Source organism: Exiguobacterium sp. s16, assembly GCF_018618115.1.
Classification (GTDB): domain Bacteria; phylum Bacillota; class Bacilli; order Exiguobacteriales; family Exiguobacteriaceae; genus Exiguobacterium; species Exiguobacterium mexicanum_A.
Genome location: NZ_JACSLM010000002.1, coordinates 495,131 through 516,726, shown reverse-complemented (window position 1 = coordinate 516,726; position 21,596 = coordinate 495,131). Strand labels below are relative to the sequence as shown.

Sequence of the window (21,596 nt, the reverse complement as noted above, 5' to 3'; positions counted from 1 at the left end):
CGAGTGCGTTGCACCGTAGTGACGATCCATCGACCACATTCGTGGTCGCTACTCCCCTTCTTATGTTCACGATGAATATATCACGTTTAAGGTCACTTGACAATCATTTCACTCAAGCCACGCGACGATCTCGTCCGACTGCAGTGCCATTCGATACGATAATTCATCGATCGCTTGGAGTGCCGGGAGCGACAAGCGTTCCCACAGTCCTGCTTCTTTCAATTGAGCCGACAAGGCGTCGAGCTCGGGTTGATTGACCTCGGTCCCGTGACGATAACCTTCGCGCATCGTCTCGTTCAGCTCAAAAGCGGTCTGACAAAGTGTCGTCGTCTCTTGAAGCCACTCCTCTTCACGGAACCCATGTTTGATGACACCGAACAACTTCTCTAACTTCTCGGTCCGCCCTTCTTCGACTCCATAAAATAACAAGTTCATTTCCGTCTCGAACGCTTCGATCAGCGTCGTCGTCTGCGCGAACGGCGTCAACGCATGGAGCAGTTCATGATAATACCAGGATTGGTCGCGGAGCGGCCGATTGAAACGGTCCCATACTTGTTTGCCGGCAGACTCGACGTCGAGACGAATCGAACGCAGATTATGTAGCTTGTCCGCGGCCAAGAGTGCGACTTCATCATACTGCATCGTCCGCACATGCTGAATCGTCATCCGTTTGCGTTCTTCCCACGACTGATGTTTCCCCGGCTCGGACACAGCCTTGACTAGACGTGTCACTTCATGTCCAAATCGTTCACTCAGTTCATCAGGTGTCGTCAACGTATCTTCGAGCAAGTCGTGGAGCAGACCCGCCACGACGACCGGGACGGGTTGCCGATCTTCGACGAGCAACATGGAGACGGCCACAGGATGGGTCAAGTAAGGAATATTCGTTCCTTTTCGAAACTGTCCGTCGTGACGGACGGCCGCGAAACGGAGTGCCTCCTCGATGATTTGATGCACGACGCTTCCTCCTTCGCTAGTTTCAATGTACTCCCCATCCTATACCCGTCACTAGGTCTTTACACGCATATCGGTTGTTGAAAGATAGGGTAATGGTCCCAGTTTCTTGATTCAAGCTTCGTAAATCATCTTTTTCGTCATGCCCCCGTCGACAATCAAATTATGCCCGTTGACGAAATCGTTTTTCTCGTCAATCAAATAAGAGACGGCACGGACGATATCCTCCGGCGTCCCGACACGTCCTGACGGATGCTGCGCGTGATCGATATCACGAAGGGCTTCATCCGAGGTATGGATCCATCCGGGACTGACCGCATTCACCGTGATTGGTCGTTCAGCCAAAGAGACCGCCATCGACTGAGTCAACGAAACGATCCCGCCTTTTGAGGCGCCGTATGCTTCCCAATCAGCCTCGTTCTGAAGCGCGCGGGTCGAGGCCACGTTGATGATGCGGCCGAAAGCAGCCCCTTCGTTCAACGTCAAGAAAGCTTTCGAGCAAGCGAACGTCCCGACGAGGTTAACATCGATCACGCGTTTGAACGTCTCGACGTCGAGTTCGGTCATCGGTTTGACGAGTGAGGATACGCCACCGTTATTGATAAGCACATGGGCGGTGCCGACTTCTTGATGAATTACTTTGAATACGCTGTTCACATCCTCATGATCCCCCAAATCCATCTGATGGAACGTCACTCCTTCAAGTTGTGGGTCTTGCCCGATATCGAGTCCGACAACACGATATGTCGTGCTAAAATGGCGGGCCAGTTCCCGCCCGATTCCTTGGCTGACACCGGTTATAATCATCGTCTGTTTCATTGTCATCCCTCCTGGACAGTAGAATACCCTGATTGCATGAAAATGAGTCCTATCAGTTCGACCAAAGTGTTTGGTCAGACGTCGTCACGACGGTCGCACCTGCCTCAAGGGCGGCCTCGATTTCTTCAGACGACGAGATCAAGCCGCCGGCGAAGACTGGAATATTTGTCGCTGCTTTCACGCACCGGATATATTTCGGGACGAGACCTGGTAATACCTCAATATAATCCGGTTGAGTGCGGTTGATGAGGCGATAACTCTTCTCGAGCGAACTCGAATCGATTAAAAACAGACGCTGCACCGTTTTAACTTGCTTTTGTTTCGCTTTTAAAATGACACTGCCTTTCGTCGAGATGATTCCATACGGTCGAAACGTCTGACACACATATTCGGTCGCATATTCATCCGCCTTCAGACCTTGAATCAAATCGAGATGGACGAACACTTGCTTGTCATGGGCCGCTAGTAACTGAAACACGGCATCAAGCCGGGCCACATGTACTTCAAGCAAGACGCCAACTTTGAATGGCCCTCTCACAAATGTCTCGAGGTCTTTCATGTCTCGGAGAGCAGGCAAAATCGTTTGACCTTCAATCATTCCCACACAACCTTTCTCCATTCCAGTTTCTCTCATTATCTGTACAACGTCATCCGGAAATCAAGGTTTACCGATTCAATATAGCGGGAAAATAATTTTAACTTATGCGCAGAGAGGGAGTAGTGACATGGTGAATGAAGTAGATGTACGGATTGAGACACCGACACCGGAGGAGCATCAACGCCTTCGCGTCAAAGCAGGCATGCCGAAACGTTCCGACTCAGGCACGGTGAAAGGGCTCGCTAACACGTTATACGGCGTTTGTTTATATAAAGACGACACGATGGTCGGGATGGGACGTGTCGTCGGGGACGGCGGCATGGTGTTTCATCTCGTCGATATCGTCGTCGATCCCGAGTGTCAAGGCCTTGGGCTTGGTAAATTGATCATGGAACGATTGATGGATTGGATTTTACAGGAAGCAGACGAGACGGCCATCATTAGTCTGATTGCTGACATTCCGGCAGACGGCCTGTATCGCCAGTTCGGATTTGACTATTCTCGTCCCGAATCGGTCGGGATGGAATATCAATGGAGTGAAAACTGATGGTGAAGCAATCCTTCCCTTTTTTAGGGGGTGACGTATGGACGTATTCAATGTAATCGTATTCCTCGGATTGGCACTCACCGTAATTTCGGTGCTCAGTTTGATTATCGAGCGGTTGTTCTTTCCTAGTATCCTCGCCTTCATTGCCATCGGCGTCGCGGTCGGCTTCTTTTGGGACGGGAATGAGGTCTTCAAAATCGCCGGGGAAATCGGGATTATTCTGTTATTCTTTCTACTCGGTTTAAAGTTTCCGCTGAGCGAGCTCGTCAAGCGAATGAAACAAGTGTGGAAAGCAGGCGTCCTAGATGTCCTTCTCGCCTTCGGGGTCACGATTGGAATCGCTTTGTTGTTTGGTCTCGACTTCTCACAAGCATTTTTGATCGGTGCCGTCCTCTATGCGACGAGTTCGTCGATTTCGGCGAAACTTCTCGAGCGACATTCTGAAAAACATGAAGATGTGAAAGAGTTCGTACTGGCGCTCCTCATCTTCGAAGACATTTTCGCCCCGCTCATTTTGACCGTGGCCCCGTTCATCATCCAAGACGAACCGATCGCTTTCACGGACATCGGGAAAGTGTTCGCCGGATTTCTAATTTTCGGAGTGCTCCTCTTCATCGGCTCTCGTTTCGTTTTGAACCGACAGCGGTTCGTCAAACATCTGTTGCGACAAGATGATGCGAGTATCGGTTTGATTGGATTGATTTTATTCTTTGCCGGGATTGGCATGGTGTTCGGCCTGTCCGAGATTCTCGGGGCGTTCATTGCCGGAATCATGCTTGCGGGCATCCACGATGTGCGGCCGTTGAAACGATTGACGGTACCCGTTCGCGACTTGTTCTTGCCGATTTTCTTCATCTCGTTCGGGATCTCCATCAATCTCGATCAAGGGGTCATCGTCAATGCCCTCTTCTTCGTCCTGATCGTTTGGGGTGTGTTGTCGAAGTGGATCGTCGGACGCGTCGGGGGTCGCATGTATGGCTTGACGCGGGTGCAGGCGAACGAGGCCGGCTTCTCACTCGCCCCGCGTGGCGAGTTCTCGATTTTGTTCACCGCCCTATCAAACGGAGCGATCAACTTATTTGTCGGTCTCTATATCTTCGTCTCGGCCATCGTCGGCATCGTCTTGTTCCGCTTCTCTGAGATTCTTGCTAACAAGACGGAGGAAAAACTTGAGAAAGTACTTCCCAATGAGACAAAAAATAAAGAAGATCAATGATAGAACACAAAGGAGGACCTTCGCGTGAAGGTCCTCCTTTGTTCGTCAAAATGATGATGCTTGTTTCGACTGTTTTTTCTTCCGTTTCTTGCGCCAGATGAAAAAGACAATCAGACAGACGGCCAATAATCCATATATCGCGTACGAATACACATCTAAATATCGTAAAATCGATTCCCAATTCTCACCGACCCGGATGCCGATATAAATGAGAATCGTGTTCCAAATGACCGTGCCGGCCGTACTGAGCAACAAGAACTTCAGAAACGGCATATTCGACATGCCGGCCGGTAACGAGATCAAGCTTCGGACGACGGGCATCAATCGTCCAAAGAACACCATCCAGCCCCCATATTTGTCGAACCAAGCATCCGCCCGTCGAACGTCCGCGATATCGAGCCGAATCCATTTCCCGTATTTCTTCGTCCACTTCTCAATCTGTTCGACATCTAAATATAATCCGATCCCATATAACAAAATCGCTCCTAAAATGGCACCGGCTGTCGCAGCGAAAATGACGAGCGGGACGTTCAAATCAGTTTTCACGGCAAAGAATCCACCGAACAAGAGCACGACCTCTGATGGAATCGGCGGGAACACATTTTCAATAAAGATCATGAACGCGATACCGAAATAACCGAACTGTTCAATGACCTGGATCATCCACTCTCTCATATCGTTCAACCTCCAATATCCCCTATTATACCCGTCACCTCACTTCAAAAACCGTCCCGACGTGCTAAAATGAAGTACTTGAACGAAAGCGAGGAAACGACAATGACCGAACCGATACGTTGCCCTTGGTGCGGTACAGACCCCATGTACGTCCGTTATCATGACGAGGAATGGGGCAAACCCGTCCACGACGATCAGAAGCACTTCGAATGTTTGACCCTTGAGAGCGCCCAGGCGGGACTCAGTTGGATCACCATTTTACGAAAGCGCGACCATTACCGGGAAGCCTACGCCAACTTCGACGTCGAAGCGGTCGCCTCGTTCGACGAAACGGATGTTGAACGGTTGTTGGCCAATCCCGGTATCGTCCGAAACCGCCGGAAAATCGAGGCGTCAATCAATAATGCCAAGCGCTTCATCGAGATTCAACAAGAGTTCGGCACGTTCGATGCCTACATCTGGTCGTTCGTCGACAATACAGTGATCAACAACCAATGGGCGGCCAATGACGACATCCCCGCCACGACCGAACTGTCTCATCAGATCAGCAAGGATTTGAAACGGCGTGGATTCAAATTTTTAGGGCCGACGACCGTCTATGCCCATCTGCAGGCGACCGGACTCGTCAATGACCACTTGACCTCTTGCTTCGCTAAATAATTTGATTATTTGGTCAATCCTTCAATAAAATCGTGCACTTGATTCAATTTTGTGACAAAATTTTGACATGGTGCATACCATAAACAAAGAAAGCGTTTTCATTATGATTGAGGGGGATGTTTTATGAACGGGATTTTAATATCCATCACCGTTTACATGGCGCTCATGGTACTACTCGGCGTCATCGCCTATCGGCGGACGGAGAGCATCGGCGACTATATGCTCGGAGGGCGCGGACTCGGTCCCGCCGTCGCGGCTTTGTCGGCAGGTGCTTCCGACATGAGTGGTTGGCTGTTGATGGGACTACCGGGTGCGATGTTCGCGACCGGACTCTCGAGCGGATGGATCGTCATCGGGTTGACGATCGGCGCGTACTTGAACTGGTTGCTCGTCGCACCTCGCTTGCGGACGTACTCGTATTTGTCCGAGGATGCCATCACGATTCCAGATTTTTTCGAGAAACGTTTTAAAGATTCACGCGGCACGTTGCGATCGTTCTCGGCGGCTGTGACACTCATCTTTTTCACCCTCTATGCCACGAGCGGATTCGTGGCCGGCGGCCGGTTATTCAATGCCGTCTTCGGAATTGAGTTCGGGACGGGCGTCTTGATTTTGGCTTCTATCATTATCATCTATACGTTCATCGGAGGATTTTTGGCGGTCAGTTGGACGGATTTCGTTCAAGGGTTGATCATGTTGTTCGCCCTCATCCTCGTCCCGGCCATCGCCATCACGGCGACCGACGGCGTGAGCGCCGCCTTCCAGACGATCGGTGACATCGATGAGGCGCTGCTTGATCCGCTGACTGGTCAGTCGCTCATCGGCATCGTCTCCCTATTCGCCTGGGGGCTCGGTTACTTCGGGCAACCGCACATCATCGTCCGTTTTATGGCCATCGAGAAGTTACAGGACATCAAGAAGGCACGACGGATCGGCATCTCATGGATGCTGTTCACCGTCGTCGGCGCGATGGCGACCGGGCTGTTCGGACTCGCCTATTATACGCAGCGTGGACTTGAGATCGATAACCCAGAAAACATTTTTATTAATTTATCTGATTTATTATTCGTCGATCTCATCACCGGCGTCTTGCTTGCGGCGTTGCTCGCTGCCATCATGTCGACCATCTCGTCACAGCTCCTCGTCTCGTCGAGTGCTGCGACGACCGACTTCTATCAGAAGTTCTTCCGAAGAGACGCCGGCGACCGTGAGCTCGTCATGGTCGGCCGGATCACGGTCATCCTCGTGTCGCTCATCTCGATTTGGCTGGCGTTCGGGGCGGATGATACGATCTTGAACTTGGTCGGTTACGCCTGGGCCGGCTTCGGCTCGTCGTTCGGGCCACTCATCCTGTTCAGCCTGTTCTGGAAACGGACGACGCGACAAGGGGCGCTCGCAGGTATGCTAACCGGTGCCTTCATCGTCATCGTCTGGAAAAACTTTGCCGCCGATTGGTTCGGGACCGTCGGTGAGCTCTATGAGATGATTCCAGCGTTCTTCTTGTCGAGCCTCGCCATTTATGTCGTCAGTCTGATGACACCACCACCGAGCTCGACGATCACGAACGAGTTCGAGGAAATGGAACACATCTTGAAGACAGAACGGATTTAACGATCGAAGTGCCATGCTACTATAGCCTGGCACTTTTTTTTGTCGCCTAACAAGGAAATTGACAGTCTATAGCGAAAGGTACATATAGATCAATTTGTATCATAAGAAAGGAAGTGACTCGTCCCTTGAAACGAGTAATCCCGTATAAACAAGCCATATTGACCTTGCCCCTCCTCTTTCTGTTCGGCTGTGCGACCGCCGACGTCGAGACGTCTACGGAGCAAACGGAGACCCCGGCACCAGAGACCGAGGCGGAGGAGCCGGCACCTGTTCCGGAAGAGCCAGAATCAGTCGTGACGACGACGTCCGTCTATGCGATCGGCGATATCTTGTTACACGACAACGTATATAATGCCGCCAAGAGCGGGGACGGCTATGACTTCACTGCCGCCTTCGAACCGATCGCCCCGATTTTGACCGAGGCCGATATTGCCATCGCCAACCAAGAGAGCATGATTGGTGGCAGTGAGATCGGCTTATCGAGCTACCCGGCCTTCAACAGTCCGTATGAGGTCGGTGATGCGCTCCAAGACGCTGGCATCGACCTGGTGACGACGGCGAACAACCATACGCTCGATCGAGGTGTCACGGCCATCGAGAATTCGATTGCCCACTGGAACGAGATCGGTATGCCGTATACTGGTTCGTTCTTATCGGAAGCGGACAAGGCTGAGATTCGGACGTTGACGAAGAATGATATCTCGTTCGCGTTTCTCGCCTACACGTACGGCACGAACGGGGTCGTTCCGAAACAACCGTACCATGTCAACTACATCGATCTCGAGGCAATGAAGCCTGAGATTGAAGCGGCCGAACAAGCAGCCGACCTCACCGTCGTCTCGCTCCATTTCGGGAATGAATATGAGATACTCCCGAACGAGGCACAACAGACACTCGTCCAAGAGCTGTCTGACCTCGGGGTCGATCTCATCATCGGCCATCACCCCCACGTCCTCCAACCGGTCGCTTGGGTGGACGGCGCTGAAGGCAACCGAACGTTCGTCGCCTACTCGCTCGGCAACTTCCTGTCCGGCCAACAAGGGGACGATCGTAATACGGGTGGCATCGTCGGCATCGATGTCGTCAAGACCGTCGAAGCGGATGAGACGACGTTCGAACTCGCCAATCCGATGTTCTATCCGACGTTCACCCGGCGCTCTAGTGCGGACGGACCGTTCGAGGTCGTGCCGTTACAGACGGCAAAACCCGAGTTGTTCGATGCCACGAGCGAACATATGTCGCAATGGATGCCAGAACTCGAAATCGTTCAATGAAGGATCACTTTCACAAGTGATTCTTTTTTTTGCCAAAAAAGGTTGCTTTACATGAAATCATCCGTTAGACTAAGTCGTATATTTATAAATACAGATGAATAATTATGTATAAGGGGTGTAAGGAAATGAAACAAAAACTCGTATTAGCTTATTCAGGTGGACTTGACACATCGGTCGCAATCAAATGGTTGGATGAACAGGGATATGACGTCATCGCCTGCTGTTTGAACGTGGGAGAAGGGAAAGACCTGGAGCGCATTCAACAGAAGGCACTCAAAGTCGGGGCCGTCAAATCGGTCATCATCGATGCGGTCGATGAATTCGTCAACGATTTCGCCCGTTACTCGATGCAGGCACATACAATGTATGAAGGCGTCTATCCACTCGTCTCTGCCCTATCGCGGCCGCTCATCTCGAAGAAGCTAGTCGAGGTCGCGCAAGCCGAAGGTGCCATCGCCGTCGCTCACGGGTGCACGGGGAAAGGGAATGACCAAGTCCGGTTCGAGGTGTCGATTCATGCGCTCGACCCGTCGCTTGAAATCATCGCGCCGGTCCGGGAGTGGAAATGGTCACGGGAAGAAGAAATCGCCTATGCGGCCGAGCACGGTATCCCGATTCCGATCGTCCAGGAAGAGCCGTTCTCGATCGACCAAAACATTTGGGGCCGGGCCGTCGAATGCGGCATCCTTGAGGACCCATGGGCCGCTCCACCGGCGAGCGCTTATGAATTGACGGCACAGCTCGAAGACACTCCGAACGAACCGACGTATGTCGAAATCGAGTTCAACGCCGGCGTACCAGTCGCCATCAATGGACAAGCAGCGACGTTCACAGCCATTCTCGAACAGTTGAATATCGTCGCCGGGGCTCACGGTATCGGGAAAATCGACCATATCGAAAACCGGGTCGTCGGGATCAAATCGCGGGAAGTGTACGAAGCACCGGGTGCGATGACGCTCATCACGGCACACCAGGCGCTCGAGGCGCTCACGCTCGTCCGGGAAGTCGCCCACTTCAAACCAATCGTCGAACAGAAATTGACGGAGACGATCTACAACGGTCTCTGGTACTCGCCACTGACGAAAGCGCTTCTCGCCTTCATCGATGAGACGCAACAGACCGTGACCGGTACGGTCCGGATGAAACTGTTCAAAGGACAAGCCATCGTCGACGGACGGAAGTCGCCGATCTCGCTCTATGACGAACATCTCGCGACGTACACGTCGGCCGACACGTTCGACCAACAAGCCGCCGTCGGTTTCATCAAGTTATGGGGACTGCCGACGAAAGTTCAAGCGGAAGTGCTAGCGGAGAAAGGAACGATGGTGCATGAGTAAACTATGGGGTGGCCGGTTCGAACAGACAGCCAGTGAATGGGTCGACGAGTTCGGGGCCTCGATTCATTTCGACGCCCAGCTCGTGTTAGAAGATATTGAAGGGAGCATCGCCCACGTGACGATGCTCGGGGAGCAGCACATTTTGACGGCGGACGAAGTCGCGCAAATCGTCGCGGGGTTGAAGACGCTAGCCAAGAAGGCACAAGCGGACGAATTGACGTTCAACGTCTTCCATGAAGACATCCATATGAACCTCGAGGCCCTCTTGCATGAAGAAATCGGCCCGGTCGCTGGAAAGATGCACACGGCCCGCAGCCGGAACGACCAAGTCGCGACGGATATGCACCTGTATTTGAAACGCCGTGTCCTCGAGACGATTGACGGGATTGAAGCCGTGCAGACGGCACTCTATGACCACGCCGCTCAAAACGTCGAGTCAATCATGCCGGGTTATACACACTTGCAACGGGCCCAGCCGGTCTCGCTCGCCCATCACTTGCTCGCTTACTTCTGGATGCTCGAGCGCGACAAAGAGCGTTTCAGTGACAGCTTGAAACGGATTGACATGAGCCCGCTCGGAGCGGGTGCCCTGGCTGGGACGACATTCCCGATCGATCGTCATCGCTCGGCCGAGTTGCTCGGTTTCGCCAAAGTCTATCCGAACAGTCTGGACGCCGTCAGCGACCGTGACTTCATCTTAGAGTTCTTGTCGAATGCGTCGCTGCTCATGATGCACTTGTCACGGTTCTGCGAGGAGTTGATCCTTTGGAGCAGTGAAGAGTATCGGTTCATCACGATCTCTGACGTGTTCTCTACGGGATCGAGCATGATGCCACAGAAAAAGAACCCGGACATGGCCGAACTCGTCCGCGGAAAGTCCGGACGCGTCGTCGGCAATCTGATGGGACTTTTGACAATTATGAAAGGACTCCCACTCGCCTATAACAAGGACCTGCAAGAAGATAAGGAAGGCATGTTCGACACCGTCAAGACGGTTCAGGGCAGTCTCAGCATCATGGCCGGTATGATTCAAGACATGACGTTCCACACGGAGACGATGAAGCAAGCGACCGAGCGCGATTTCTCGAACGCGACCGAACTCGCTGATTATTTGACGGCAAAAGGGATGCCGTTCCGTGAGGCCCATGAAGTGACGGGCACGCTCGTCCGGTATTGTATCGACCAGCGTCTGTATTTATCAGAATTACCGATTGAGACGTACCAAGCCCACTCTGAGTTGATTGAAGCGGATGTGTACGAGGCACTCTCGCCGGTGACGGCCGTCAAACGCCGCAACAGTTACGGCGGGACGGGCTTTGACTCAGTTCGGATTCAACTGACAGAAGCGAAAGAGAACCTACCGACACATGCGTAAACGATGAGGACCTGGTCAATTTGCGACCAGGTCCTCATTTTTCTGCTTGTCAAACGAAAAAAATGATGTTAACCTGACTTTAGTCAACGTTAACAGAAAAGGGGTTTACATATTGAAAATTCATGATTTGACACAAGTTGCCATCGGCGCCGCCTTGCTTGCGAGCATCGGCTCCATCGCCATCCCGATCGGCCCCGTTCCGATCACCCTTCAAATGCTCGGCATCATGACGGTCGCTTCCGTGCTCGGCGCCAAAAAAGGCGGTCTTGCCGTCGTCGTCTACTTATTGCTCGGCTTGATCGGTCTACCCGTCTTAAGTGGTTCGGGCGGGCTCGCCCCGTTCGTCGGTCCGACGGTCGGTTACTTGATCGCCTTCCCGATCGCCGCCTTTTTGATCGGTTGGTTATCGGAACGACATCGTACGTTCCCCGCTCTCGTCGCTTATAACATCCTAATCGGACTCGGCTTCGTCTATGTAGTCGGCAGTCTCGGTCTCCAAGCCGTGTTCGGATTGACGTTCATCGATGCACTCAAAGTGAATATCCCGTTCATCCTCGGTGACTTGATCAAAGCAGTGTTAGCTGCAGCCGTCGCCTACAAAGTCTCAACGAACCCGCAAATGCGCAGAACCCTCGCCTCGTGAAGGTTAAAACGTTTCATCGGAAAGAAGAGGTGGAACGTATATAGTATGGAAGGGGGTGTCCTGATGAGCGATTCAACGTTTAAAAAGCGCTTGATGAAAGCGACCCATATCCATCGCTCCCCGAAAGGACAGCGTCGCGGGAAAGACGAGCCGCAACGTGAAAAACGCGACACCGAGGCGTTCGAACGACGGTTGCGTGAAGCGAAGAGCAAAGTCGGAGAGATTCAAGAGAACATTGACCATATCGCCAGACGTTAACACCCTGTCCTCGGACAGGGTTTTTTTGATGCGCTTCAGCACACGTTATACCAATGGTGATGTTCATATGTAGGATATATCATGCTCCGACTATCCCTATAAGAAAGACCCTCGTCTGTAGACGAGGGTCGATCATCACTTCGAACGCGGCCGGATAAACAGCGCGACAATGAACGAGAGCGCGAGGACGACGAGTAGTCCGAGCGAGATGTCGTTGAAGCCGAGCAAGTTGAGTCCGACGCTGATGGCGACAGCGACATAGAAGCCACCGAGCGCTTTTTTGACGAGTTGCGAACTGAACCGTTGCAACTGCTTCGCCCCGATTGGTGAGCCAATCATCGCCCCGGCGATGAGCGCGAGACCATGCCAATAGTTCGCATCGGCCCCGGCGACGGCATAGTTGATGACGCCCGAGACGACGATGAGGAACGCCGCGGCGATACTCGTCCCGACGGCTCGTTTCATCTCGGTATTGAGCAGTTTGACTTGAAGCGGTGTCAATACGAATCCGCCGCTGACACCCATGAGTGACGAGATGAACCCGCCGAACAACCCGATAAAACCGAGGCGTGGGACCGACTCCGAGCCGACACTTCCTTCTTCATGTTGCTTCGACCGGAAGAACGAGACGGCAAAGTACGTCAGTAGCGCGATGTAGGCGAGCGAGATGACCGGCTTCGCACCGTCGAGCGTCTCAAGGTAGAACACGAGCGGCGTCGCCACCCACGTCCCGACGACACCGAAGGCGCCAATCATGAGGGCATGTTTCGGATTGACGTTCTTTAATTTAAGATGAGAGATCGTACCGGCCGTGGTCGACCCGAGCGTGAGCATCAGACTGAGCGCGATGGCCGCACTCGCCTCATATCCGAAGACGAGCAGCAGCGGCGTGAGTAAGATCCCGCCCCCGATGCCGAAGAATCCGCTCAAAATCCCGATGAGCGTTCCGAGCAGTAGAAACGATAGTAATGCTGTGACATCCATGAAAAAACCTTCTTTCTTTCCTTTTCATAATTAATCATAACAAAAAAGGAGCGCTTTATGGCGCCCCTCGTTTATAATACCTTCTCTAAAAATCCGAATACTTTTTGACGATACTCGGTTTGGAACGAGCGATGCGACTGCACGTGCCCATCATTCTCGGTCACCCACAGTTCGACTTCCTCCCCGGCCTCGGCCAATTGTTCACTCTCGCTCACAGGGATGGCATCATCGCCTTCACTATGAATCAACAACACCGGTGCCTCGATTTGAGCGATATCGTCAATCGGCTTGACCACATCGGCATCGAGACCTGTGAACCACGGCGTCACCGTCATGATGACCGGTGTGAACGGAAAGTTCGGTAAATCGCTCCATACAGGCAAGTTTGTCTCGAGGTAGCCCCGGAGGTCACTGAACGGACTATCGGCGATCACAGCGGCCACGTCGGTCTCATCAGCCGCAGACAACGCCGTCGCCGCGCCCATCGACACCCCGTATAAGACGATCGGACCGTCCGAGCGTTCTTTCGCATAGGCGATTGCGGAAGCGAGGTCCGCTTGTTCTTTCGCCCCGACCGTCACACGGTCACCTTCCGAGATGCCTGACCCCCGAAAATCGAACGTCAGGAACTGATATCCTTGTTCATGAAACTCCGGAATCAATTCTTTGAGCGGCAAATCGGACTGCTCGCGGTTCTTCCCATAACCATGTGCGAACACGATCGTTGCGCGCGGTGTCGGGTGCGGGATCCACCACCCGTACAAATCGTGACCATCCTCGGCTTCGATGGTCACATTCTCGTATTTGACACCTAACGTCTTCGGCGTATACGTCAACGTCTCACGTTCGGGCGACGTCAACTGATCGCCGATGTGGGCCGAGATGCCCACGACGGCGAGAAACACGATGAGAAGCAACACACCGGTCGCAATCCCTATATATTTAACCCAACGATTCATCGCACTGCCCCTCTCCATTGTCCACTTGCTTTCAGTTGACTCATCGGAGCCAACTCCGTAAAGCGATTAACGCATGTTGTACCGGTTCCCATGTCTCAGACGGAATGACGTAACACGTCGCCTCCGCAATGTGAAACGTCGTCACATCGGCACGTCGGACGATATTTTCACCGATTGGACCGAACGGGTCACTGTTGACATCCGTATGGTCGAATGTCTTCCACACCCGCGCCCCGTCCTCATAAAGCGCGCACCCAAACGACTTCACCGGTCCGTCAATTCCATACTCGGCATAATGCCATAACGTCGTCGCATCGAGCGGTGAACCGAGATGTAGGATTTTTGCATTACGCTCGATCATGCGTTCGATTGGCGAACCCGGCCCAAAACCGACTTCAAGTGTATGTCCTGCCACGATCTCCTCGGCACCATTCCCCCACGCAGCGACCGACCACATCGGATGATCGCTCCGAAACACGTTCGGATACGTACGGAACAGTTCCGGGACACGGCCCATGCCTCGAGTCGGTGTCTTTTCCTGGTCATACGCCGGCATTTCCTCCCGGATCGTTGGCCACCACTCGACTGGGACGGGTGGGGCTTCCCATTCAGCCGGGTCTGAATTATCACTGCTCTGGGTCGCCATCATGATCAGCCCGTCCGGACCGACCGTATCTTGGAGCGCCTCGATGACGGTCTGAGCCCCGCCACATACCCATCCGAGCTTTGATAAGGACGTGTGGACGAATAGGGTGTCCCCCGGCTTGACGCCGGCACCCTGTAAGTGGGCAACTAAACTTGTTTTCGTTTCGATATGTTTCATCGGATTCACTCCACGATGAGCTGGATCGTCGACCCGCTCCTTGATTTTTTGACTTCAATCCGGGCGTCGACCCGGTCCTTCAATTCCTGAACGTGACTGATGACCCCGACGAGCCGCCCGCTCGATTGGAGCGACATGAGAAGCTCGATCGCTTGGTCGAGCGATTCAGCGTCGAGTGTCCCGAACCCCTCATCGATGAGCATCGTCTCAAGGCTGACCCCGCCACTCAGTTGCTGGACGACTTCGGCGAGTCCAAGGGCGAGCGACAATGATGCTTTGAACCCTTCCCCACCCGACAGGTTTTGGACGCGGCGTGACTGACCCGTATAGGCGTCAAAGACTAATAGTTCGAGACCGGACTTGGCATTTCCTCTCGCCGTCTCGATTTTCCGCTCCAATTGGAACTGTCCGCTCGTCATTTGATCGAGATGGACGTTGGCCGCATGGAGAATTTGATCGAAGAACGCCGTCTGCACGTACGTCTCGAACGTTAACTTTTGCGGATTCAGTCCTCGACCGGTGTCGGCGATCAATTTGACCGTCTCCAGATTCCGTTGATCCTCATCCGTCTTCTCCCGGAGCGCGTTCCATTCGGCTACGATGTGACGATGACGTTTCAATTGCCCGTCCGCCGTCACGAGTTGTTCGGACAGCGCTTCGAACGAACGGTTCTCCTCGTGCAACTTCTCCTGGAGCCGTTCAAGGTCTGGTCGCGGACGGTCCCCGATTTTATCGTTCAGCGCCTTGACGGCGTGTTCGAGCCGGACACCTTCCTCCAGCTCGGTCGCTTGGCGTTCGCGCAGCTCGGGCAGTTGCTCGACGCGCGCGCGATACTCCTTGAACACAACTACAGTCAACTCAATCTTCTCGAGAGCAGCCTCCAGTTCAGCCGTCGCTTCGGAAAGACGAACATGCTCGAACTCGAGTTGTTCACCAAGGAGACGGAGTCGCTCCGCTTCCCCCCACTTCAATCGATTCAATTCTTCAAGCCGACGTTCATACGTCCCCACGTTTCGTTCGATGTGAGTGAGTCGCGTCGCGAGCTGATTCCGCTCGGTCTGCAACATTTCTAACGTCGTCCCATCCGGTTGACGCATCGACTGAAGCTGCTCTTGGACGGTCTGGAGCTGTTCGAACAACTTCTGTCGTTCATCTGCCTGCACACGCTTCGCCGTCTCGAGTTGCTTCAATTCGGTCGTGGTCGCGCGCAAGAGACGCTCCATCCGTTGTCGTTCTTCGGCTTCTTGACGCAACTGCCGGACGCGGGCGTCTTGGTGTTGCATCGCAGCGTCAGCCGCACCATCGAGCTTCAATTCGAGTCGAGCGAGATCACGTTCACGTATCAGCTCATCGAGCTGGCGTTTGAGCGCCCGATAATCCGCCCGAGCTTCATGGAGGTCGGCCTCGATCCGTTTCAGTGTCTCGATGGCTGAGCGATGACCGGCTTGGTCGATGGACGTCCCCGTTCGCTCGGCGTGTCCGTGGGTCAATGAACCGCAGACCGGACAAGGTTCCCCCGCTTCGAGTTGCTCGCGCAGCGTGTCGGCCATGAGCGCATGCTCGGCCTCGACGAATTGGTCGACTTGTTTCGTCTGGGCAGTGAATTGTCGCTGGACTTCCTTCCCGTTGCGTTCACAGGCACCGAGTCGTTCCGTGACCTCTGCCACTTTCTCCTCGAGCCGAACCTGATGTTGGAGCTGACTATACAGCCGTTCGGCCTCGACGAGTTGGTCTGGGGCCGGTGCGTGTTCCAGCTTAGCCGCAAGTTCGCCTTCAGTCGCTTGGAGCTCCTTGAGACGCGCTTCTTCTGAGAACAGGCTGAGCGGCTCCAACTGGCGTTTCAAGTCATCCCGACGTCTCGTGGCCCGGTGCCATTCGTCGACGTAGGGCAACATCTCGTCAATCGCATTGACGCGACTTGTGGCTTGATCTGCCTCCTGGCGCATGGTCGTGATGGCTTCTGCTTCTGCCTTCAACTCTTCCAGCTGTCTCGTGTAGCCTTCGTCTCGTTGACGGGATACATCGCGTTCACGGGTCAACCGTTCGATGTCGTGACGCACCGTTTCGGTACGTTGATAGAGCGGGCTGACGCTTGCCACTTGTTCAAGTCGTTGGATGAGCGCCTGGCGTTCTTCGCGCTCCTGTGCCGCTTCGCGGAATGCTTGGAGCGCGGTCGCGCGCACGTCCCGCTCTTCCATCAACTCGGCGAGCACGGTCGCCTGATTCACTTCTCGACGCAGCGCCTCGAGCCGTTCCTCACCAGTCCGGCGTTGTGCCTGTAGCGAGTCCCTCGCCGCCAAGAGCCGCTCCTCCCGGGCGTCGAGCCACGTCACGATTTCAGGCAAGTTTCGGGTCGACATGTCCTCGACGGCATCGTCTTCGAGTTCCAACAGTTTTAAGCGCGTCGTCTCGACCGCCCATTCGACTCGTTTGCGGTATTTGCCGTAACGTTCGATCCAATCTTCCTGAAAGGCACGGTACGCCTCCGTCTTGAAGATCGATTGCAGAATTTGTTGCTTCTTCGTCGAATCGGAATCGAGGAGCTGACGGAACTGGTTCTGCGGCAACAACAAGATTTGGCTGAACTGCTCATAGCTCAGTTGCAACAACGATTCAATCGTCTGTTCGACGTCGTTCACTTTCGTCGCAATCGGTTTCCAAGCGTCTTTCCATTCGTAGAGCACCGCCTCGTGCGGGATCGGCGTCTTATTTTTCGGGTGCGGCTGTTGTGGTTGGCGGACGATCCGATACCGTTCGTCGCGGATCGTGAACGAAAAGTCGATCTCGGTCTTTCGCTCCGGGTCCGCATATTGGCTTCTAAAATCACTCGCGTTTCGGAGCGTCCCACTCGCCCGTCCGTACAGCGCGAACGTCATCGCGTCAAAAATCGTCGTCTTCCCGGCACCGGTCCGGCCGCTGATGACGAACATCGAACGGCCTTCAAGCTGCGTAAAATCGATTTGTTCTGTCTCGGCGTAAGGACCGAAGGCGGTAATGGTCAATTGTTCCGGTCTCAAATCGATTCCTCCCCTTCTAAGAAGCGTTGCACCGTCGCATCGGCATCGCGGCCGTGGACGGCTTTAAAGAAGTCCATATATACATCCTCGACCGATTGCCGTTCGAGCTTCTCCCGTTCAAAGCGGGACGTCTGGTCTTGGCGACGCAACAACTCAAGTTCGAGGTGTAAGATGTTCGGATAGACGGTCCGCAACTTCGCCATCGGGTCGAATAACGCACGTTCATCGGTCAAGACGATTTTTAAATAGTCGTCGACGGCCTCGTCTTGATAAAACGACGGGTCGAGCAGCTCGTTCAACGTCCCGGTCAAGATGCGCAAGTCACGGCGCGCCTGAAGTGGACGACGTCGACGTGTCCACGTCCCGCCCCATTCGATGACGTCGACCGATTTCACATGCGTCGCCTCGGAGAACGAATATTTCATGAGCGACCCGCTGTACGCGATCCGGTCGTCGCGAATGGCGTCACGGTTATGCAGGTGTCCGAGCGCCGTATAGCCGAACGGCGCGTATAGTCCTTTGGCGACTTGCCCGGCCGTCCCGACGGACAGTTGCCGTTCGGAGTCGGTCTCGAGTCCGCCGGCGACGAAACTGTGGCCGACGGCGACCGCTCGTACGTCGATCGCCCCGTAAGAATCGACGACTGCGGCGAGCGCGTCATGGTGAGTCCGAATCGACTCGTCGCCGAACGCGTAACGGATGCGTGCCGGCTCGAGGAACGGCATCAAATAAAACGGGATGTCGTTCACGACAATCGGCCCTGTTCCCGGATCATATTTCCCGACGATATGGAGACCGACTTTCGTCAACAGTTTGGAGCTGTATTGGAGCCGCTCGGCCGAATCGTGATTGCCGGCGATGGCGAGCACGGGGATGCCCCGCTCGAGGACGAGCGCACGCCACATCTCATCGAGCAGATCGACGGCCTCGACGGGCGGCACGGCCCGGTCATACAAATCACCGGCGACGACGATGGCATCAGGCTTCTCCTCGTCGACGATGTGTAAAAATGATTCAAATAATATATGTTGTTGTTCTTCTGTCATGTGGCGACCGTGGACGATTTTACCTAAATGCCAATCGGCCGTATGTATCCATTTCATGCGACTTCACCTCTGATTCCATTCTAGCATTATTCCGGTGTACGATTCGACGTCTTGACACTTGTTTTCGAAACAGCGAAAGTTAAAAGGAAAGGGGGACGTATCATGGAGTCCACATCCACATGGCAAGCTTTTTTGCGCTTGTTCCGCGTCGCTCGACCACCGAAAGGTCTGTTCATCGGCGCTGTATTGATTTCGTTGCTCCAAGCGATGGCGTCACTCGCCATCCCGCTCATCTTGCAACGCGTCGTCGACAATTGGAGCGAGGCCGCGCTTGACGCCCGTCTCGTCGCCATCTTCGTCATCGCGTTTCTGATTCAAGTCGTCTCGAGCGCGATTTCGATCTATTGGTTACATATCGTCGGACAACGCGTCGTCGCCAACCTGCGGACGACGTTATGGGAGCATCTCGTCGCGCTTCCGATTCCGTTCTATGACGGCGTCAAATCGGGGGATCTCGTCTCGCGGCTCAACAATGACACGACGACGTTGCAGCAGCTCTTGTCCGAACAGAGCGTCCGCTTGTTGACGTCGTTCGTCTCGGTCATCGGCGCCGTCGGCATCTTATTCACACTCGATTGGCAGATGACGCTCGTCATCTTGTTCTCGGTGCCGACGACACTCTTGATTGTCATCCCGCTCGGGCGTAAACTTCGGAAAATCGCCAAGGCGACCCAACATGAACTCGGTGACTTGTCCGGGTTTTTCGCCGAACTGCTCGGGGAGATTCGGCTCGTGAAATCACAGGCGACCGAATCCGTCGAGGTCGCAGAAGGAAAACGCCGCATCGAGCGGCTCTTCGGTCTCGGTGTGCGCGAGGGACGGATTCAAGCAATCTTGATTCCGCTCTTGAACGTCACGTTGACGGCGATGCTGATCGCCATTCTCGGCTTCGGGGCTTATCGCGTCTCGACCGGTGCCCTGTCGACCGGTTCGTTGCTCGCGTTCATGCTGTACTTGTTCCAAATCATCACGCCGCTCATCACGATGACGGAGTTTATCACCCGGCTTCAAAAAGCACGCGGGGCGACCGAAAGAATCTCGGAACTGCTCGCCATCGAGCCGGAACCATACACGGCTGAGCCGTCGACGATTCGACAGTCGTCGCTCTCGTTCGAGGGCCTGACGTTCCGTTATGGCGACCAACCTGTGATTGACGACGTGTCCCTCATTGTCCCGTTCGGTGCCACGACAGCCATCGTCGGACGCAGCGGTGCCGGCAAGACGACACTGTTTGCCCTCGTCGAGCAGTTCTACCTTCCGTCGAGCGGTCACATCTATTACGGGGACCGGGATATCTCAACCTACGGCCGCAACGAATGGCGGCAAGTCATCGGCTACGTCGCCCAAGATTCGCCCGTCCTATCCGGGACGGTGCGGCAAAATATCTTGTACGGCTTGACCCGGACAGCGACCGAGGACGAGATTCGACGAGCCTGCGACATGGCCAACGCCTGGTCGTTCATCGAGTCGATGCCGGACGGACTCGATACAGAGATCGGTGAGCGCGGCGTCCGCTTGTCGGGTGGTCAACGACAACGACTCGCCATTGCCCGGGCGCTGTTACGCGACCCGCAAATCTTATTGCTCGACGAGGCGACATCAAGTCTCGACTCGGAATCTGAGCGTGTCGTCCAAGAAGCGCTCGACCGGCTCATGAAAGGCCGGACGACGCTCGTCATCGCCCACCGCCTTTCGACCGTCCAACATGCCGACCAAATCGTCGTGCTCGAGGACGGCGGCATCAGCGGGCTCGGGACGCACAAAGAGTTGCTTCGGGACAACAAACTCTATGAACGACTCGTGAAACAACAACTTTTAGGAGGCAATCAATTATGAAGACAATCGGATTTATCGGACTCGGTGTGATGGGTCAATCGATGGTCAGAAACTTAATGAAGGCGGGATTCGAAGTCCAAGCGTATACGCGGACGAAAGAGAAGGCGGCTGATTTATTGGCGGAAGGTGTCCGCTGGTGTGATTCGGTCGAAGCCGTCTGTCAAAACGCCGATGCCGTCATCACCATCGTCGGCTACCCGTCTGACGTCGAGAGCCTTTATTTCGGGGACGGTATGATTTTGCAGTCGGCCGAGCCGGGAACGCTCGTGATCGATATGACGACGTCTTCGCCGACGCTCGCCGAACGTATCGCTGAGGCAGCAATCGATCGCAGCTTACTCCCGCTCGACGCACCGGTCACGGGTGGCGATGTCGGTGCGAAGAACGGGACGTTGTCGATTCTCGTCGGGGGCGGCGAATACGCCTTCACGAAGGCGCGACCGCTGTTCGAGGCGATGGGCCAATCGATCGAACGGATGGGCTATGCCGGGAGTGGCCAATATGGAAAGCTCGCCAATCAAATCGCAATCGCCGGCATCATGATGGGCAACGCCGAGATGCTCGCCTTTGCGAAACAAGCCGGGCTCAATCCCGATCAACTGCGCCAGACGATCCGAGGCGGCGCAGCCGGCAGCTGGACGCTCGAGAACCTTGTCCCGCGGATGATCATCGAGGACTACGCTCCCGGTTTCTTCATCAAACATTTCATCAAAGATATGAAACTTGCCCTCGAGAGCGCAGACCAGTTGAACATCAAACTGCCGAGCCTCGAGTTGGCGCATAAACTGTACTCGATCCTCGAAGAGAACGGCTACGGCGAGAACGGGACGCAGGCGCTCATCGAATACTACATGCACCAAGACGTTTGAATCGGCTCGCTCGTGGAATTAGTAGTACAGAAGGG

General features: G+C 54.3%; 20 protein-coding genes. 11 read left to right on the top strand and 9 right to left on the bottom strand.

The features are described 5' to 3' along the window. Positions 1-108 precede the first annotated feature (108 nt). The 3 genes from KNP86_RS06135 to KNP86_RS06125 form a co-directional block, all read right to left on the bottom strand. Positions 109-957 carry an HD domain-containing protein gene (locus KNP86_RS06135; protein WP_353048152.1) on the bottom strand — a complete coding sequence of 283 codons (849 nt, stop codon included), beginning with the start codon at positions 955-957 and terminating at the stop codon, positions 109-111. Positions 958-1,068: 111 nt separating this feature from the next. Next, positions 1,069-1,773: an SDR family NAD(P)-dependent oxidoreductase gene (locus KNP86_RS06130; RefSeq protein WP_214753234.1), complete on the bottom strand. Its 705-nt coding sequence runs from the start codon at positions 1,771-1,773 to the stop codon at positions 1,069-1,071. A 52-nt stretch (positions 1,774-1,825) separates the two neighbouring features. Further along, positions 1,826-2,371, bottom strand: coding sequence for a glycerol-3-phosphate responsive antiterminator (locus KNP86_RS06125; RefSeq protein ID WP_034779918.1), 546 nt, complete (start codon positions 2,369-2,371; stop codon positions 1,826-1,828). Positions 2,372-2,498: 127 nt separating this feature from the next. On the opposite strand from KNP86_RS06125, the gene KNP86_RS06120 reads away from it, so the two are divergent. Both KNP86_RS06120 and KNP86_RS06115 read left to right on the top strand, forming a co-directional pair. After that, positions 2,499-2,918 (top strand): GNAT family N-acetyltransferase, encoded by a 420-nt coding sequence (locus KNP86_RS06120; RefSeq protein WP_034777729.1) that lies wholly within the window; start codon positions 2,499-2,501, stop codon positions 2,916-2,918. Between the two features lie 37 nt (positions 2,919-2,955). After that, positions 2,956-4,134 carry a cation:proton antiporter gene (locus KNP86_RS06115; RefSeq protein WP_214753232.1) on the top strand — a complete coding sequence of 393 codons (1,179 nt, stop codon included), beginning with the start codon at positions 2,956-2,958 and terminating at the stop codon, positions 4,132-4,134. A 45-nt stretch (positions 4,135-4,179) separates the two neighbouring features. Here the strand turns inward: KNP86_RS06115 and KNP86_RS06110 are convergent, their stop codons facing one another. Further along, positions 4,180-4,809: a DedA family protein gene (locus KNP86_RS06110; protein ID WP_214753230.1), complete on the bottom strand. Its 630-nt coding sequence runs from the start codon at positions 4,807-4,809 to the stop codon at positions 4,180-4,182. A gap of 102 nt (positions 4,810-4,911) precedes the next feature. Between KNP86_RS06110 and KNP86_RS06105 the strand changes: the two genes are divergently transcribed. The 7 genes from KNP86_RS06105 (at position 4,912) to KNP86_RS06075 (ending at position 11,967) form a co-directional block, all read left to right on the top strand. Next, positions 4,912-5,469 (top strand): DNA-3-methyladenine glycosylase I, encoded by a 558-nt coding sequence (locus tag KNP86_RS06105; RefSeq protein WP_214753228.1) that lies wholly within the window; start codon positions 4,912-4,914, stop codon positions 5,467-5,469. A gap of 123 nt (positions 5,470-5,592) precedes the next feature. Next, positions 5,593-7,080 (top strand): sodium/proline symporter PutP, encoded by a 1,488-nt coding sequence (gene putP, locus KNP86_RS06100; protein WP_214753226.1) that lies wholly within the window; start codon positions 5,593-5,595, stop codon positions 7,078-7,080. Between the two features lie 125 nt (positions 7,081-7,205). Beyond that, positions 7,206-8,354 carry a CapA family protein gene (locus tag KNP86_RS06095; protein ID WP_251130434.1) on the top strand — a complete coding sequence of 383 codons (1,149 nt, stop codon included), beginning with the start codon at positions 7,206-7,208 and terminating at the stop codon, positions 8,352-8,354. A gap of 125 nt (positions 8,355-8,479) precedes the next feature. Then, the gene (locus tag KNP86_RS06090; RefSeq protein ID WP_034777739.1) at positions 8,480-9,691 is read left to right on the top strand and encodes an argininosuccinate synthase; all 1,212 of its coding nucleotides are present in this window, start codon (positions 8,480-8,482) and stop codon (positions 9,689-9,691) included. Further along, positions 9,684-11,066, top strand: coding sequence for an argininosuccinate lyase (argH, locus tag KNP86_RS06085; RefSeq protein WP_214753224.1), 1,383 nt, complete (start codon positions 9,684-9,686; stop codon positions 11,064-11,066). Before KNP86_RS06090 ends, argH begins: the two co-directional genes overlap by 8 nt. Positions 11,067-11,178: 112 nt before the next feature. After that, a complete protein-coding gene (locus tag KNP86_RS06080; protein WP_214753222.1) occupies positions 11,179-11,709 on the top strand; it encodes a biotin transporter BioY in 531 nt (176 codons plus the stop codon). Positions 11,710-11,772: 63 nt separating this feature from the next. Next, complete coding sequence (locus tag KNP86_RS06075; protein WP_034777742.1) at positions 11,773-11,967, top strand: hypothetical protein; 195 nt, start codon at positions 11,773-11,775, stop codon at positions 11,965-11,967. Positions 11,968-12,102: 135 nt separating this feature from the next. On the opposite strand, the gene KNP86_RS06070 is transcribed toward KNP86_RS06075, so the two are convergent. The 5 genes from KNP86_RS06070 to KNP86_RS06050 form a co-directional block, all read right to left on the bottom strand. Continuing rightward, a complete protein-coding gene (locus KNP86_RS06070) occupies positions 12,103-12,951 on the bottom strand; it encodes a sulfite exporter TauE/SafE family protein (protein WP_131435199.1) in 849 nt (282 codons plus the stop codon). A gap of 71 nt (positions 12,952-13,022) precedes the next feature. Then, entirely contained in the window at positions 13,023-13,910 is an 888-nt protein-coding gene (locus KNP86_RS06065) for an alpha/beta hydrolase (RefSeq protein WP_052090130.1), read from the bottom strand. A 40-nt stretch (positions 13,911-13,950) separates the two neighbouring features. After that, a complete protein-coding gene (locus KNP86_RS06060; RefSeq protein ID WP_034777745.1) occupies positions 13,951-14,733 on the bottom strand; it encodes an AAC(3) family N-acetyltransferase in 783 nt (260 codons plus the stop codon). Positions 14,734-14,738: 5 nt separating this feature from the next. Further along, a complete protein-coding gene (locus KNP86_RS06055) occupies positions 14,739-17,750 on the bottom strand; it encodes an AAA family ATPase (RefSeq protein WP_214753220.1) in 3,012 nt (1,003 codons plus the stop codon). Beyond that, a complete protein-coding gene (locus KNP86_RS06050) occupies positions 17,747-18,853 on the bottom strand; it encodes an exonuclease SbcCD subunit D (RefSeq protein ID WP_214753219.1) in 1,107 nt (368 codons plus the stop codon). Before KNP86_RS06050 ends, KNP86_RS06055 begins: the two co-directional genes overlap by 4 nt. A gap of 105 nt (positions 18,854-18,958) precedes the next feature. Between KNP86_RS06050 and KNP86_RS06045 the strand changes: the two genes are divergently transcribed. Next, on the top strand, positions 18,959-20,692 hold the full coding sequence (locus tag KNP86_RS06045) for an ABC transporter ATP-binding protein (protein WP_214753217.1): 1,734 nt from the start codon (positions 18,959-18,961) through the stop codon (positions 20,690-20,692). Continuing rightward, positions 20,689-21,561, top strand: a complete 873-nt coding sequence (locus KNP86_RS06040; protein WP_034777753.1) for an NAD(P)-dependent oxidoreductase — start codon at positions 20,689-20,691, stop codon at positions 21,559-21,561. Before KNP86_RS06045 ends, KNP86_RS06040 begins: the two co-directional genes overlap by 4 nt. Positions 21,562-21,596 lie beyond the last annotated feature (35 nt).